Annotated in this window: 10 protein-coding genes and 4 pseudogenes; 8 read left to right on the forward strand and 6 right to left on the reverse strand. The window is 67.3% G+C overall.

All coding sequences use genetic code 11. The features are described 5' to 3' along the window. Nucleotides 1-51: 51 nt before the first annotated feature. The 4 genes and pseudogenes from ACWCP8_RS29895 to frc all read right to left on the reverse strand — a co-directional run bounded on the left by ACWCP8_RS29895 (nt 52) and on the right by frc (nt 5,269). Nucleotides 52-888, reverse strand: coding sequence for an acyl-CoA dehydrogenase family protein (locus tag ACWCP8_RS29895; RefSeq protein WP_451119211.1), 837 nt, complete (start codon nt 886-888; stop codon nt 52-54). Nucleotides 889-1,085: 197 nt separating this feature from the next. Continuing rightward, nucleotides 1,086-1,430 (reverse strand): annotated as a pseudogene (locus ACWCP8_RS29900) (beta-class carbonic anhydrase); the annotation flags it as partial. 113 nt (nt 1,431-1,543) lie between these two features. Then, nucleotides 1,544-3,835: an FdhF/YdeP family oxidoreductase gene (locus ACWCP8_RS29905; RefSeq protein ID WP_352271221.1), complete on the reverse strand. Its 2,292-nt coding sequence runs from the start codon at nt 3,833-3,835 to the stop codon at nt 1,544-1,546. A gap of 204 nt (nt 3,836-4,039) precedes the next feature. Further along, nucleotides 4,040-5,269 (reverse strand): formyl-CoA transferase, encoded by a 1,230-nt coding sequence (gene frc / locus ACWCP8_RS29910; protein WP_451119213.1) that lies wholly within the window; start codon nt 5,267-5,269, stop codon nt 4,040-4,042. Nucleotides 5,270-5,405: 136 nt separating this feature from the next. Here frc and ACWCP8_RS29915 point away from each other — a divergent pair, with 136 nt between their 5' ends. The 6 genes and pseudogenes from ACWCP8_RS29915 (at nt 5,406) to recA (ending at nt 9,522) form a co-directional block, all read left to right on the forward strand. Beyond that, nucleotides 5,406-5,912 carry an LLM class flavin-dependent oxidoreductase gene (locus ACWCP8_RS29915; protein ID WP_451119215.1) on the forward strand — a complete coding sequence of 169 codons (507 nt, stop codon included), beginning with the start codon at nt 5,406-5,408 and terminating at the stop codon, nt 5,910-5,912. A 236-nt stretch (nt 5,913-6,148) separates the two neighbouring features. Further along, nucleotides 6,149-6,588 (forward strand): annotated as a pseudogene (locus ACWCP8_RS29920) (helix-turn-helix domain-containing protein); the annotation flags it as partial. A gap of 50 nt (nt 6,589-6,638) precedes the next feature. After that, nucleotides 6,639-7,223: a hypothetical protein gene (locus ACWCP8_RS29925; protein WP_451119217.1), complete on the forward strand. Its 585-nt coding sequence runs from the start codon at nt 6,639-6,641 to the stop codon at nt 7,221-7,223. Continuing rightward, nucleotides 7,220-7,693 (forward strand): hypothetical protein, encoded by a 474-nt coding sequence (locus ACWCP8_RS29930; protein ID WP_352271228.1) that lies wholly within the window; start codon nt 7,220-7,222, stop codon nt 7,691-7,693. Before ACWCP8_RS29925 ends, ACWCP8_RS29930 begins: the two co-directional genes overlap by 4 nt. Beyond that, nucleotides 7,690-8,004, forward strand: coding sequence for a hypothetical protein (locus ACWCP8_RS29935; protein WP_451119219.1), 315 nt, complete (start codon nt 7,690-7,692; stop codon nt 8,002-8,004). The genes ACWCP8_RS29930 and ACWCP8_RS29935 overlap by 4 nt, the downstream gene beginning before the upstream one ends. Nucleotides 8,005-8,445: 441 nt before the next feature. Continuing rightward, nucleotides 8,446-9,522, forward strand: coding sequence for a recombinase RecA (gene recA, locus ACWCP8_RS29940; RefSeq protein ID WP_451119221.1), 1,077 nt, complete (start codon nt 8,446-8,448; stop codon nt 9,520-9,522). 27 nt (nt 9,523-9,549) lie between these two features. Here recA and ACWCP8_RS29945 read toward each other — a convergent pair. Continuing rightward, a pseudogene (locus tag ACWCP8_RS29945) lies at nt 9,550-9,852 on the reverse strand (pyridine nucleotide-disulfide oxidoreductase); the annotation flags it as partial. A gap of 40 nt (nt 9,853-9,892) precedes the next feature. Next, a pseudogene (locus ACWCP8_RS29950) lies at nt 9,893-10,489 on the reverse strand (IS110 family transposase); the annotation flags it as partial. 725 nt (nt 10,490-11,214) lie between these two features. Between ACWCP8_RS29950 and ACWCP8_RS29955 the strand changes: the two are divergent. Together ACWCP8_RS29955 and ACWCP8_RS29960 are read left to right on the forward strand one after the other, a co-directional pair. Continuing rightward, entirely contained in the window at nt 11,215-12,285 is a 1,071-nt protein-coding gene (locus ACWCP8_RS29955) for a protein kinase family protein (protein ID WP_352271267.1), read from the forward strand. Nucleotides 12,286-12,376: 91 nt separating this feature from the next. Further along, nucleotides 12,377-13,543 (forward strand): IS630 family transposase, encoded by a 1,167-nt coding sequence (locus ACWCP8_RS29960; RefSeq protein ID WP_451119223.1) that lies wholly within the window; start codon nt 12,377-12,379, stop codon nt 13,541-13,543. Nucleotides 13,544-13,561: the final 18 nt, after the last annotated feature.

Here is a 13,561-nt window from a genome sequence, read left to right on the forward strand (position 1 = left end):
CCCGGCGAGAGTCGCCGTGCTGCGCGCCGACCGGGCTCAGGACAACGCACCTCAGGACGCCGCAAGGGAATCAGTGGGACGTCGAGCAGGCCCGGGGGAAGCGCCCGCGGCTGCCGGGTGGATGGCGACAGTGCCGACGGCGGCCTGCAGTTCGAGCAACCACGGCAGGACGGTACGCAGCACGAGGTCGAGTCCTCCCCCGTCCGGTCCGAGCATCGCGTCGGCGGGGATCAGTACCGGGTCGGCGAAGACGGTGGAGGTCGCGCTGCCGTACGGCCCTGTCCCGTCCGGCCGGGCCGGGACGAACAAGTCGGGGGCGTGTGCCGGAACCATCCAGAGAGTCAGGCCGTCCGGCGCGGTGAGCGGCCGGGAGGACCAGACGTAGCTGTCGGCCTCTCCCGCCGCAACCACCTGATGTTTACGGGCGCGCAGGGCCACCACGTCGCCGGAACGGGCGGCGCTGCCGCGTGGCACCAAGAGGTCGGCCTGCGCGGCGGTGGAGCGTGCGGCCAGGAGCTCGGCCTGCGCGCCTTGCTCGCCAGAACCGTCCTCTGCCAGAGCCAGGCTGCCGAGATGACGTCCGACGGCGATTTCACGGCGGATCCAGGGGCTGCCGTACGCCTCGTTGACGGCGGCCGACGCGTAGTGGGATGCGAGTACGGCCGCGGTCGCCGGGCAGGCGCGCGCGACCTGCGCCACCACCTCCGCGGCGTCCGGCAGGCCCAACCCGCCGCCGCCGAACTCCGCGGACACGGTGAGTCCGAGCAGCCCGGCGCGGCCGAGGGCCGTCACCGAGCTGCGCGGAAACCGCCCCTCCGTGCCGGTCTTTTCGGCGGAGGGCGCGATGGCGCTGCTCAGGACGTGGGCGAGAGCGGTGCGGTAAGACACAGGGTGACCCCCTCGGGAGTGGGTTCTGGTCCGACATCGGGTGCCTCAACACCACGGGAGGCGGGGCGACCAAGAATTGCATACAGTATGCCGTTCCGTCTCGGGGTGCGCCAGAGGGCGGCGAAGGCAATTCCCACGACTTCGCGATCCGGGTCATCGATGCCGGTGTCCGACCAGGCCCACACCAGCCGGGGGCCTCAGGCCTGCGGGTCGATCTCCCGCAGCAGCCCGGTCAATACGTCGAAGACGAAGCCCCGGACGTCATCGGTGCGGGGCAGGAACGGTGAGGTGCGCACGCGCGCCATCGACTGCCGTACGTCCTGATCCACGTCACTGAACGCCTCCGCCGCCCACGCCGGCCGCTGCCCGACCTCCATCTCCGACTCGTGCCGGAAGTCCTCGGTCAGGCTCTGCAGACCACAGCCGGTGTGGTGGATGAGGATGACGCTGCGGGTGCTGAGCGCCCGTTGGATGAATGTGAGGGAGCGGATCGTGTCGTCGGTGACCCCACCGCCGGCGTTGCGGATGGTGTGGCAGTCGCCAGCTCGGCTCGTTGTCCAGAGCCCCGCACGGGGTTCCCTGTGGCCGCACAGAACATGAGCGCCGCCCCCAGCGCGGTGCTGGGGGCGGCGCTCATGTGTCTCGGGCGTTCGTCTCAGCCCACGGCGACGGCGGGCTCCAGGCGGACCACCACACCCTTCGACGTAGGTGTGTTGCTGATGTCGGCCACGCTGTCCAACGGCACCAGGACGTTGGTCTCCGGGTAGTACGCCGCGGCGGAACCGGGGGGGGTGGGGTAGGCGACCACCCGGAACTTCTCCGCGCGGCGTTCCACGCCGTCCCGCCACACACTCACCAGATCGACCTCGTCACGGTCGGCGAGCCCGAGTGCCTCCAGGTCGACGGGGCTCACGAGCACCACGCGGCGAGCGTTGTGGATGCCCCGGTAGCGGTCGTTCATGGCGTACGGGATGGTGTTCCACTGGTCGTGGGAGCGCAGCGTCTGCAACAGCAGGTGCCCCTCGGGTACGTGCGGCATCTCGAAGTCGTTGCAGGTGAAGACGGCCTTGCCGCTCAGGGTGGGGAAGATCCCCTCGTTCACCGGGTTGGGCAGCCGGAAGCCGCCGGGCCGGTCCACCCGGGCGTTGAAGTCCTCGAAGCCCGGTACGACTCGGGAGATACGGTCCCGGATCGTGCCGTAGTCCGCCTCGAACTTCTCCCAGGGAAGGGACGGGGTCTCCCCCAGGGTCCGCCGGGCCAGCCGAGAGATGATCGCCACCTCACTGAGCAGGTGCGGTGAGGCCGGGTGCAGGCGGCCACGGGAGGCGTGCACTTCGCTCATGGAGTCCTCGACGGTGATGAACTGCTCGCCGCCCGCCTGGATGTCCCGGTCACTGCGGCCCAACGTGGGCAGGATCAGGGCAATTTCGCCGCAGACGGTGTGGGAGCGGTTCAGCTTGGTAGAAATGTGCGCGGTGAGGCGGCAGCGCCGCATCGCCCGCTCGGTGACGTCGCTGTCGGGGGTGGCTCGGATGAAGTTTCCCGCGACTCCGAGGAAGACCTTGGCTTCGCCGTCGCGCATGGCGCGGATGGCGTCCACCGAGTCCAGGCCGTGCCGGGTGGGTGGGGTGAAGGCGAACTCGCGCTCCAGCGCGTCCAGGAACGGCTGCGGCATTTGTTCCCAGATGCCCATGGTGCGGTCGCCCTGCACATTGCTGTGGCCGCGCACCGGGCAGACACCCGCCCCGGGCCTGCCGATGTTGCCACGCAGCATGAGGAAGTTGACGACCTCACGGATGGTGGGGACGGCGTGCTTGTGCTGCGTCAGCCCCATCGCCCAGCAGACGATGACCTTCTCGCTGTTCAGAACCTTTTCGGCTACCTTCTCGATCTCTTCGCGGGTCAGTCCGGTGGCGGTGAGGATGTCCTCCCAGGCGACCTTGCGGGCCTGCTCGACGAACTCGTCGAAGCCCGTCGTGGACGCCTCAATAAAGCGGTGGTCCAGCACGGTTCCCGGCCTGGCGTCCTCCGCCTCCAGCAGCAGCAGGTTCAGCGCCTGGAAGAGCGCGAGGTCGCCGCCGGGCCGGATCTGCAGGAACTGGTCGGCGATGTCGGTGCCCCGGCCGACGATTCCGCGGGCCTTCTGCGGGTGCTTGAACCGCATCAGTCCGGCCTCGGGCAGCGGGTTCACCGCGACGATCTGTCCGCCGTTGCGCTTGGTCTCCTCCAGGGCGGAGAGCATGCGCGGATGGTTGGTCCCCGGGTTCTGGCCCACGACGAAGATCAGGTCGGAGTGGTGGATGTCGTCCAGGCTCACACTGCCCTTGCCGATGCCCAGCGTCTCCGTCAGCGCTGAGCCGCTGGACTCGTGGCACATGTTGCTGCAGTCGGGCAGGTTGTTCGTGCCGAAGGCCCGCGCGAAGAGCTGCAGGAGGAACGCGGCCTCGTTGTTGAGCCGGCCTGAGGTGTAGAAGAGGGCCTCGTCGGGCGAGTCCAGCCGGCGCAGTTCCTCGGCGAGCAGGCCGAGCGCCTCGTCCCAGCCGATCGGCTCGTAGTGGTCCGCACCGGGCCGCTTGACCATGGGTTCGGTCAGCCGACCCTGCTGGTTGAGCCAGTAGTCGGACTTCTGGCCCAGCTCGGAGATCGAATGCGTACGGAAGAAGTCGGCGGTGACCCGGCGCGAGGTCGCCTCGTCGTTGATGTGCTTGGCGCCGTTCTCGCAGTACTCGTTCTTGGCGCGGTGCCCCGGGCCGGGTTCCGGCCAGGCGCAGCCAGGGCAGTCGAAGCCCTTGGCCTGGTTGATGTTCAGCAGGGTCAGCGCGGTCCGCCGGACCGAGGTCTGGCCCAGCGAGTACTGCATCGCGTGCGTCACCGCGGGCAGTCCGGTCGCCCAGGTCTTGGGCGGGGTGACCTCCAGCCGATCTGCCGGATCTTCGATGGTGCTCATGTTCTGGCCTGTGCCTTTCTGTCACCGAACTCCCGCTCTGAGATCAGCTTCGGCCAGTCCGTCGGAAGTAGTCAAAGAGGTAACAACTTCCAAGTGATAAACGCTGCCTATCAAACAGGCGCCGCCCAAAAATGGAGCCGCCCCGGGGGCGGCGGGTTACGCCGCGCCCGGGACGGAGTCGGGTGTGGTGCTCGCCGCCGTCGGTCAGATCACGCCCTGCGCCTTGAGCAACGGCAACTCCTCGTGAGAGAGGCCGAGTTCGCCGAGGTAGATCTCCTCGTTGTGTTCGCCGAGCAGCGGCGAGCTGGTCACTTCCACGGGGGAATCGGACAGCTTCAGCGGGTTGCCGACCGTCACGTACGAGCCGCGCTCGGGGTGCTCGACCTCGACGATGATCTCGTTCGCGGCGAGCGAGGCGTCCTCGATGATCTCCTTGGTGGACAGGACCGGGCCGCACGGGATGTTGTGGGCGTTGAGCGCCTCCAACACCTGCCACTTGGGCAGAGTGCTGGTCCACTCCTCGATGAGCTGGAACATCTTGCCCAGCTTCGGCAGCCGGGCCTCCGGCGTCGCCCACTCGGGATCGTCGGCCAGCTCGGGCCTGCCGAGAAGTTCGGCGATCGGCTTCCAGCCGACGGGCTGCACGATGACGTATACGTAGTCGTTGGGGCCTCCCGGTGCGCACTTGACCGCCCAGCCCGGCTGCCCGCCGCCACTCGCATTGCCCGAGCGCGGCACCTCGTCGCCGAAGTCCTCGTTCGGGAACTCTGCGAGCGGGCCGCGCGCGAGCCGTTGCTGATCGCGCAGCTTCACGCGGCAGAGGTTGAGCACGGCGTGCTGCATCGCGACGTTCACGCGCTGGCCGCGGCCGGTGTGGGTGCGCTGGAAGAGGGCGGCGAGGATGCCGGCGACGGCATGCATTCCGGTGCCGGAGTCGCCGATCTGGGCGCCGGTAGCGAGCGGTGGCCCGTCCTCGAAGCCGGTGGTCGACATCGACCCGCCCATGGCCTGCGCGACGACCTCGTACGCCTTGAAGTTGGTGTACGGACCTTCGCCGAAGCCCTTGATGGAGGCATAGACGATGCGCGGATTGATCTCCTGGATGCGGTCCCAGGTGAACCCCATACGGTCCACCGCACCCGGGGCGAAGTTCTCCACCATGACGTCGGAACGCCGGATCAGCTCGGTGAGGATCTCTCCGCCACGCTCGGTCTTGGTGTTGAGGGTGACGCTGCGCTTGTTGCTGTTGAGCATCGTGAAGTAGAGGCTGTCGACGTCCGGGAGATCGCGCAGCTGCTTGCGGGTGATGTCTCCGGTCGGTGCCTCGACCTTGACCACATCGGCACCGAGCCACGCGAGGATCTGCGTTGCGGACGGGCCGGACTGCACGTGCGTCATATCGAGGACGCGCACACCTTCTAGAGCCTTCGTCATGATCGCCGCCTCACTTGTACGTCGTCAGGGTCATCGAGCCTCACCGTTCACTCCATATTGTAGATTGCATACTGTATGGAGTCGCCTTTATGGTGGCGGCAGACGCGAGGGATGTCCAGAGGGCGTCTGGAAGAACTTGACCGGCCCGTCGGCAACGGGACGGTCTCCGTGCAGGTCGGTCCCGCGCGGGCCGATCACGGAGTACGAGGCGTACGGGCTGACGCTCGTCCCGCCCGGCGAGGGCATCGCACGCCTCGCGGAGACCGTCCACATCCTCAAGCGGATGTGGACCGAGGACGTCTTCGACTTCGAGGGGCGCCACTACCGACTCAGGGGTACGTGGAACGAGCCCAAGCCGGTGCAGCGGCCGGGGCCTCCGCTGCTGATCGGCGGCTGGGGCACGCAACTGCTGCGGCTGGGTGCCGAACAGGCCGATATCTGGAACATCCCCGGCCCGCCGCACAACAGCGTGGAGTTCATCGCCGAGCGCGGACGATCCCGGTGCCACCCCTACGACGGTCGCCGAACTCGTCGACATCGGAGTCAGCCATGTTGTCCTCGGCCTGCCTGCGCCCTGTCCGCGAGGCGTCGCGCGCTGGCTGGCGGACGAGATCACCGAGAAGGCCGGTGGGCGACGCCCTGACACGGACGCCGCCCACCCTCACCTCACCCTATGAAGCGCACTCTCATGACATGAAGCATGGCCTCACGGCATGAGGTGGTAGTCCGGGAAGTTCCCGGGCAGCCGCTCACCCGCCGGCCCCTGCGTCACCGCACGTACCAGTAGCTCGTGCCGTAGCAGGCAACGTTTGCCCTGTTGTGATGTGACGCGCCGTCCGGGTGCTGTGGTGGACGGTGCGTGGGCGTCATTCTTTCCGGGTGGCAGAACGAGTGCTTGTCCGAGAGATCGATGACGATGAGGGGCGGCGGCTGCTGCGGATTATCCGCAGAGGCACCGGGTCGGTGGTGACCTGCCGGCGGGCCCAGATGGTGCTGCGTTCCGCGCAGGGCATGCCGGTGGCGAAGATCGCCGAGGTGTCGTTCACCAGCGACGACCGGGTCCGCGACGTGATCCACAACTTCAACGCCGACGGCTTCGACTCTCCGTATCCGAAGCACTCCGGTGGCCGGCCGAAGACGTTCACGCTGCCGGAGCGCCGTAAGATCAAGAAGATCGCGAAGTCCAAGCCCACCGAGCACGACCTGCCGTTCTCGACCTGGAGCCTATCCAAGCTGGCGGACTTCCTGGTCGCCGAGGGGTGGTCGACGACATCAACCACGAGGACCTACGCATCCTGCTCCGCGAGGAGGAAGTCTCCTTAGTGAGCAGTTCGCCCGGCTCCAGGGAATCGTCCGATCGAAGGTCAAGGTGCTGTCGGCCGAGTACCACGCGGTGTTCGACCGCGCGGTGAAGTCGATGTGCACCACCTGCTTCAACAAGGTCTCCAAAGAGATCCGAGTCGCCGCCTTGGCCGGACCACCTGGCCCCCCGCACACCGAACCCGCCCCCCAAGGCCCCGACTGCGGCACCACCCCTGCCGACCCGGACGGCGTGAGCGTTCCCGGCCCACGCGCCGGCGCCACCGACGACAACGTCGTCGCGAAGGTCGTACTCGGCGAAGGCGGCGAACTGACCGAGAAGACCGCACGGCAGCTCGTACTGCAAGACCTCGACCGCATCATCGACGTCCTGCCACCTCTTGCCGAACGCGACTTCAGGGAGGCCGACCGACTCGACCAGCAGGCCAAGGAGCCCACCCAGGGAGCGAAGAAGCACCGACTCCGCGGAAACCGCATCCTCGCCCTGGTCAAACGCTACGACCGCCTGGTCGCCGGCATCGACAACCTTCCCGGCATCTTCACCGTCGCCGACCTGCTCACAGAAATCGGGCCGCAGGCCCTCGGCCTGGACGAGGACGACGCCGAACTCCTGTGCTACGCAGATACCCTGTGACCGGGTCTGCATGGCACAAGGAGATCAAGGGATGGGGCGTGGTCACCGAGATCTCCCTCGGCAACCGCCGCGCCGACTGCCAACTGCATTGCGGCAAGCGGGCTGAGGTACAGGCCCGCCCGCCTCCCCCCGCCGAGGTCACCGGCCGGGAAGCACACACCGACTTGTGGATCCTAGACTGCCGTGCCGCTCACCGCGCACGGCGCCTCATCGTCTGGAGCGACCCGCAGTTCGGCACGCTGTTGCGCTGGGAGCGCCCCTGGCAAGGCTTCGCCATCTCCAAGCGCCCTGTCTTCCTCAACCTTGAACTCGATCTCCGCACCGGCCACGGCACCTTCCTGCAAGTGACCCGTTGGGTCTTCGACGGCTACCGGGCCACGGGTACCGGCCAGATCCACACCGCCAGTGCCCTCAGATCCTGGATGCGCTACGGCCTCCCGCCCACGGGCCACCTGGCAGTGGCCCTATGAACTCGCCCCCCTCCCCCGGTCAGCGCCACCGCACCGTCACGATCGAACTAGACGGCCTCCTGCAACAGCTGCCGGCCGAGTACCACCCGACCGGTCCCCTCGTGGGGCACATGGTGACCACCCCTGCCTTCCACGCCCGGTCCCCGTTCGGCGAGCGCCCAGTGCCGGTGGCCATGCCCCTGCACCGCCCCACCGTGCGCACCGACCCGCGACTAATCGTCGTGGATGACCTGTCCGAGCAGTGGGTCACGGGCTTCAGAATCCATTACCACCAACAGCTCTACCGCATCACCGGTTTCTACCCCCGATAGCCGCACCGGCCTTCGCAGACCTCGGCCCGACGGCACTGCCATGCGGTCTGGGACGCTTGCCGTTCACTGTTACCGACAGACAGCAGGGCTACGTGACTGCGGCCTCGTGATCGGCACGGCCACCTGAGTACGCCCCAGGCCAACGAGGAGGCCAGCCGCAGCGAGGTCTCGTACGTCACGAAGCCGGCGGAACGCACTCTCGGAAGCAGTGACGACATTCGACGACGCCATGGTTCAGCGAGGGGAAGCGGGCGGCGCGCTCTGCGTCCGGAGCGGTCCGGCGCGCGACCCGTCCCGCTTCCCTCGGTTTGGTACCTTTCACTGGACACGAAAATCGATCGGATGTTCGTTTTTTGGGATATCCGACACGTCCGTTGTCGGCACCAGACGCTCACGTTCTCCGACGTGCGGCGTGCCACTCAATCGGACCGGGTGAAGCTCATGGCAGGAACCGATCACGAGAAGGCGCTGGACACCGCGCTCGCACAGATCGAGCGGAAGTTTGGCAAGGGCGCGGTCATGCGCCTCGGCGAGCGGCCCAACGAGCCCATCGAGGTGATCCCTACCGGGTCGACCGCGCTGGACGTGGCGCTCGGTGTGGGCGGTCTGCCGCGCGGCCGTGTCGTGGAGGTGTACGGGCCGGAATCCTCCGGCAAGACGACGCTGACGTTGCACGCAGTAGCGAACGCACAGAAGGCCGGCGGCGCGGTGGCGTTCATCGACGCCGAGCACGCGCTGGACCCGGAGTACGCCAAAAAGCTCGGCGTCGACACCGACAACCTCATCCTGTCCCAGCCGGACAACGGTGAACAGGCGCTGGAGATCGTCGACATCCTGATCCGCTCCGGCGCGATCGACTTGATCGTGATCGACTCCGTCGCGGCCCTGGTGCCACGCGCCGAGATCGAGGGCGCGATGGGCGACTCCCACATGGGTCTGCAGGCCCGTCTGATGAGCCAGGCGCTCCGTAAGATCACCAGCGCGCTCAGCCAGACGAAGACGACGGCGATCTTCATCAACCAGCTGCGCGAGAAGATCGGTGTGATGTTCGGTTCACCGGAAACCACGACCGGTGGCCGGGCGCTGAAGTTCTATGCCTCGGTGCGTCTGGACATCCGGCGTATCGAGACGCTGAAGGAGGGGACCGACGCAGTCGGCAACCGTACCCGCGTAAAGGTCGTCAAGAACAAGGTCGCGCCGCCGTTCAAACAGGCGGAGTTCGACATCCTCTACGGCCAGGGCATCAGCCGCGAGGGCGGTGTGATCGACATGGGCGTGGAGCATGGATTCGTCCGCAAGGCCGGCGCCTGGTACACGTACGAGGGCGACCAGCTCGGCCAGGGCAAGGAGAACGCCCGCAACTTCCTCAAGGACAACCCCGACCTCGCCAACGAGATCGAGAAGAAGATCCTCGAGAAGCTCGGAATCGGGGTATCGGCGATGGCCGCGGTCGCCGAGGGCACGGGCACCGTCCCGGTCCCTGATACCGCCCGGACCTCGACGGGAAGCGCCGCCTGACAGGCATGGGCGCGGCCCGGCCGGAGGTCAGGCTTCCGACGCGTCCAGCATCGCGGCACGCTCCACGACCTTGATCCGCTCGCGTCCCTGTTCCGTGCCGTGGACCTGCTCGTGCGCGTCCGTGCGATACCAGCCCTTTCGCGTGACGCGGCGGACACCGCGCTCGGCAAGGAAATCGACGACCGCGTCAGGATCCGGCTGGTCGGGAGCGGCCAGACGGCCCGCCATGTGGTCCTCCAGCAGCCAGGCCACCGTCTCGTTGGCGTCGCCCTTGGCGTGCCCGATCAGACCGATCGGCACCCGCTTGACCCATCCCGTGACATACACGGCCAGGTGGTTCGGCTGCGTTGCCTCCACGCCATGCCTCGCCCAGGGCCTGCACGATGCCGGCCGCGACCGCGTCGCAGGCGGGGATGCCGCCGAAGACGTTGACGAAGACCGACTTCACATCCCGTCCGTCTCCCTGCAGATAGGCGACGGTGGCCGCGGCCGCGGCGTCGATCTGGTCGTTCTTGCGCCGCCCACCGCGGGAGAGTTCGCGCACCCGACTGGTCGCCGCGGCAGGCACGTCGACGACACTCTCGCCGCGGGCGATGAGCCACTGAGCGAGATGCCGGCCCAATCCGTTGGCGTTCTCCACCGCCCACTTCCGCTGCGGCCACCGCTTGGCCCAGGCCAGGAGCCGCCGGTAGTCCGTCAGGCTTGCCTCGATCCGCATCGTCCCGACCTGCTGGTTTGATTCCGGCTCGACGGCGGTGGCGGTGTGGGTGGACTTGTGGGGGTCAACACCAAGCAGTATCACGGGACAGTGTTCCTCACGGTCGGACGACAGGGCATCCACGGCCGACACGCCGACTTCCGGAACCAACCGGCCGGGACACGCCTCTGTTGAGTCAGACCGCGGACGGACACCTGACCGGCGACATACCCCGGGAGAGCCAGCCCCGAAGAGCGGCAGACGGTTCACGAGTCACCCGGTCCGGCGTCCTACGGCACACTACGAGCGGCCAACCCGACCGCGTCCCGCTACCCCCATACAAGTCGGCGGTTCACCTTCTCGGTGCGACCAGTGCGTGGTCCTGGCATGGGTGAGCGCCAGGCCGTCGTCGACGCAATCCAGCGAGGACGGCCCAATGCCGCACGCGAGATCACGACGGCTGGTGACGAGTGCAGCGGGGATAGGTAAGCGTCCTGGATGCCAGTCACAAGATGGCGGACCTGGGGTTGTGGCGCCCGACCGGGACATCGTGGTGAAGGTTCTCAACAAGGGCCAGGACCCGGCCGTGGACAGACACCCGAAAGAACAGTCGACGACCTTAAAGCCAAGCTTAGTGGTCGGCTCCGGAAGTTCTTCGGGGGTTGGCCCCGCTGGGCCTGACGGGTGTGTTCACCGGTCAGCGTCGAAGGACAGTGCGATGAAGCTCGACCACTGCAAGACAGCCCAGTTCCGAGCCGCTGAGCAGTGGTGGTTTGCCGAGGCATCGCGTTCGCCCGATCTCTTTGTCGTCTTCACGTACAGTGCAGCCGAAAGGGGGTTCGGATCTGTGTTCGCAAAACGGATCCTTGATGCCCGCTGCACGTGCCAAGAGTCGAACCGCAAGGCTGTGCGTCGCGCGTACGTGCTTGTCGGAGACGCCCAGGTGTTTCAGAGAGGTTGATGCCCACGTGGAGGCAGTCGTCGAGACCGTTGACATGTCGCGCGATGCGCGTCTGGCGGCTCACAGTGCCGTCTCCGCAGCGTTGGCCCGGTGCAGTGATCTTGAACTGCGCGACCTCGTGGATGCGGCTGAGCCAATGGGATCCGGTATCGGCGGGACATCGGCGCTGCTGGACATCGGTGGAACCCCGGTCTTCGTCAAGCGGGTGCCGCTGAGCGATCTGGAAAGGCAGCCGGAGAACGTCCGGTCCACGGCGAACCTCTTCGAGCTACCTGCCTTCTCCCATTTCGGTGTCGGGGTCATCGGGGGGCCGGGCTTTGGAGCCTGGAGGGAGCTGGCCGTGCACACCATGACGACGAACTGGGTGCTCGCACAGGACTATGAGGGCTTCCCATTGATGTACCACTCGCGGGTCCTGCCGCACCCCGGGCAGTCGCTCCCCGAGGAACTGGCCGACGTGGAGAAGGCTGTCACCTACTGGGGAGGCGGATCCGAGGTGCGCCGCCGGATCGAGGCTCTGCGAGATTCCTCGGCAAGCATCGCACTGTTCCTGGAGTACATCCCGCAGAACCTGCACGACTGGCTGGGCGTCCAGGTCAAAGCCGGTGACGAGGCGACCGAGAGAGCCTGCGCCATGGTCGTGAGGCAATTGCAGGCCGGGACCTCGTTCATGAACGCCCACGGTCTCCTGCACTTCGATGCCCACTTCCAGAACATTCTGACCGACGGTGAGCGTCTGTTCTTTGCGGACTACGGCCTCGCAATCTCCTCCCGGTTCGACCTGTCCAAGGAAGAGGCCGACTTCTTCGCCGAACACCAGACCTATGACCGTTGCTACTCCGTCACACATCTGGTGATCTGGCTCATCACCGCTCTGTACGGCTACAGGGGGGAAGACCGCGGTGCGTTCGTGCGCGCATGCGCCCAAGGAGAGCACCCGAAAGGAATTCCGCCGCAGGTCGCGGCGATCCTCACCCGCCACGCCCCGCTCGCCGCGGTGATGACAGACTTCTACCGCAAGTTCCAACTCGAGAGCAGGCAGACCCCGTATCCGATGGAGGAGATCGGCCGGATCGGCACTTTGGGCAGCTCTTCCATCGTCTGACGGGCCTGGGCGGACATTAGACGTCAGCGTCGGACCGGATGCGGCAGGCTATGGCCGCCCTGATCTACTTCTGCCGATCGGCCTGCCTGCCTTGCCTGTTGCCGCCGCGCGCCCCATAGTCCTGACCGCCGCCGAGCGGCACCGACTGAAGAAGGCCGCATACGGTCACAGGTCCGAGTACCGGGACCGGGTGCGGGCGCGGATCGTGCTCCTGGCGGCTCGGAGCAGGCCCAACGCGCGTATTGCCGTCGAGGCGGGAGTGCACGTCGACACCGTGCGCACATGGCGGGGCCGGTTCGCCGACCTGGGTCTGCGCGGCCTGCTCGACCGTCAGCGCACTGGCCGGCCCCCCGTCTTCACACCCCCGCAAGCCGCGCAGGTCAAAGCGTTGGCCTGCCAGCTTCCCGCCGAGACCGGCGCGCCGCTGTCGCGCTGGTCGTGCCCGGAACTGGCCCGCGAGCCCATGTCGCGGGGCATCGCCGCGTCGGTGTCGGCCTCCACCGTGCGCCGCTGGCTCGACCAAGACGCGATCAAACCCTGGCAGCACCGCTCCTGGGTCTTCATCACCGACCCCGACTTCCGATCCAAGGCGGCCCGCGTCCTGGACCTCTACGCCCGCAGCTGGGACGGCGAGCCGCTCGGCGCGGACGAATACGTCATCAGCGCGGACGAGAAGACCTCCATTCAGGCCCGCTGCCGCTGCCACCCCACGCTCGCCCCGGGCCAGGCAAGAGCGATGCGGGTGAACCACACCTACGGCCGCGGCGGGGCACTGACCTACCTGGCCGCCTACGACGTCCACCGCGCAAAGATGTCCGGCCGCACCGAACCCAGGTCCGGCATCGACCCGTTCATGAACCTGGTCGCCCAGGTCATGAACCAGGAGCCGTACGCCAGCGCGAAGCGCGTGTTCTGGATCGTGGACAACGGCTCGTCCCACCGCGGGCAGAAGGCCGCCGCCCGGTTGTCGGCCTCGTACCCGAACGCGGTGATGGTCCACACCCCGGTGCACGCCTCGTGGCTCAACCAAGTGGAGATCTACTTCTCCGTCGTGCAGCGCAAGGTCGTCTCGCCCAACGACTTCACCGACCTTGCCCAGGTCGGGGACCGGCTTGGGGCATTCGAAGACCGCTACAACGCCACGGCACAGCCGTTCCAGTGGAGGTTCACCACCTCCGACCTGGACGGTCTGCTGGCCAGGCTCGACCGACACACCGCCGATCACCAGGAAGAATCCTCCACCGCACTGACAGCTTGATCAACCCCCGAAGCAATT

This window comes from Streptomyces sp. NPDC002206 (assembly GCF_053593595.1).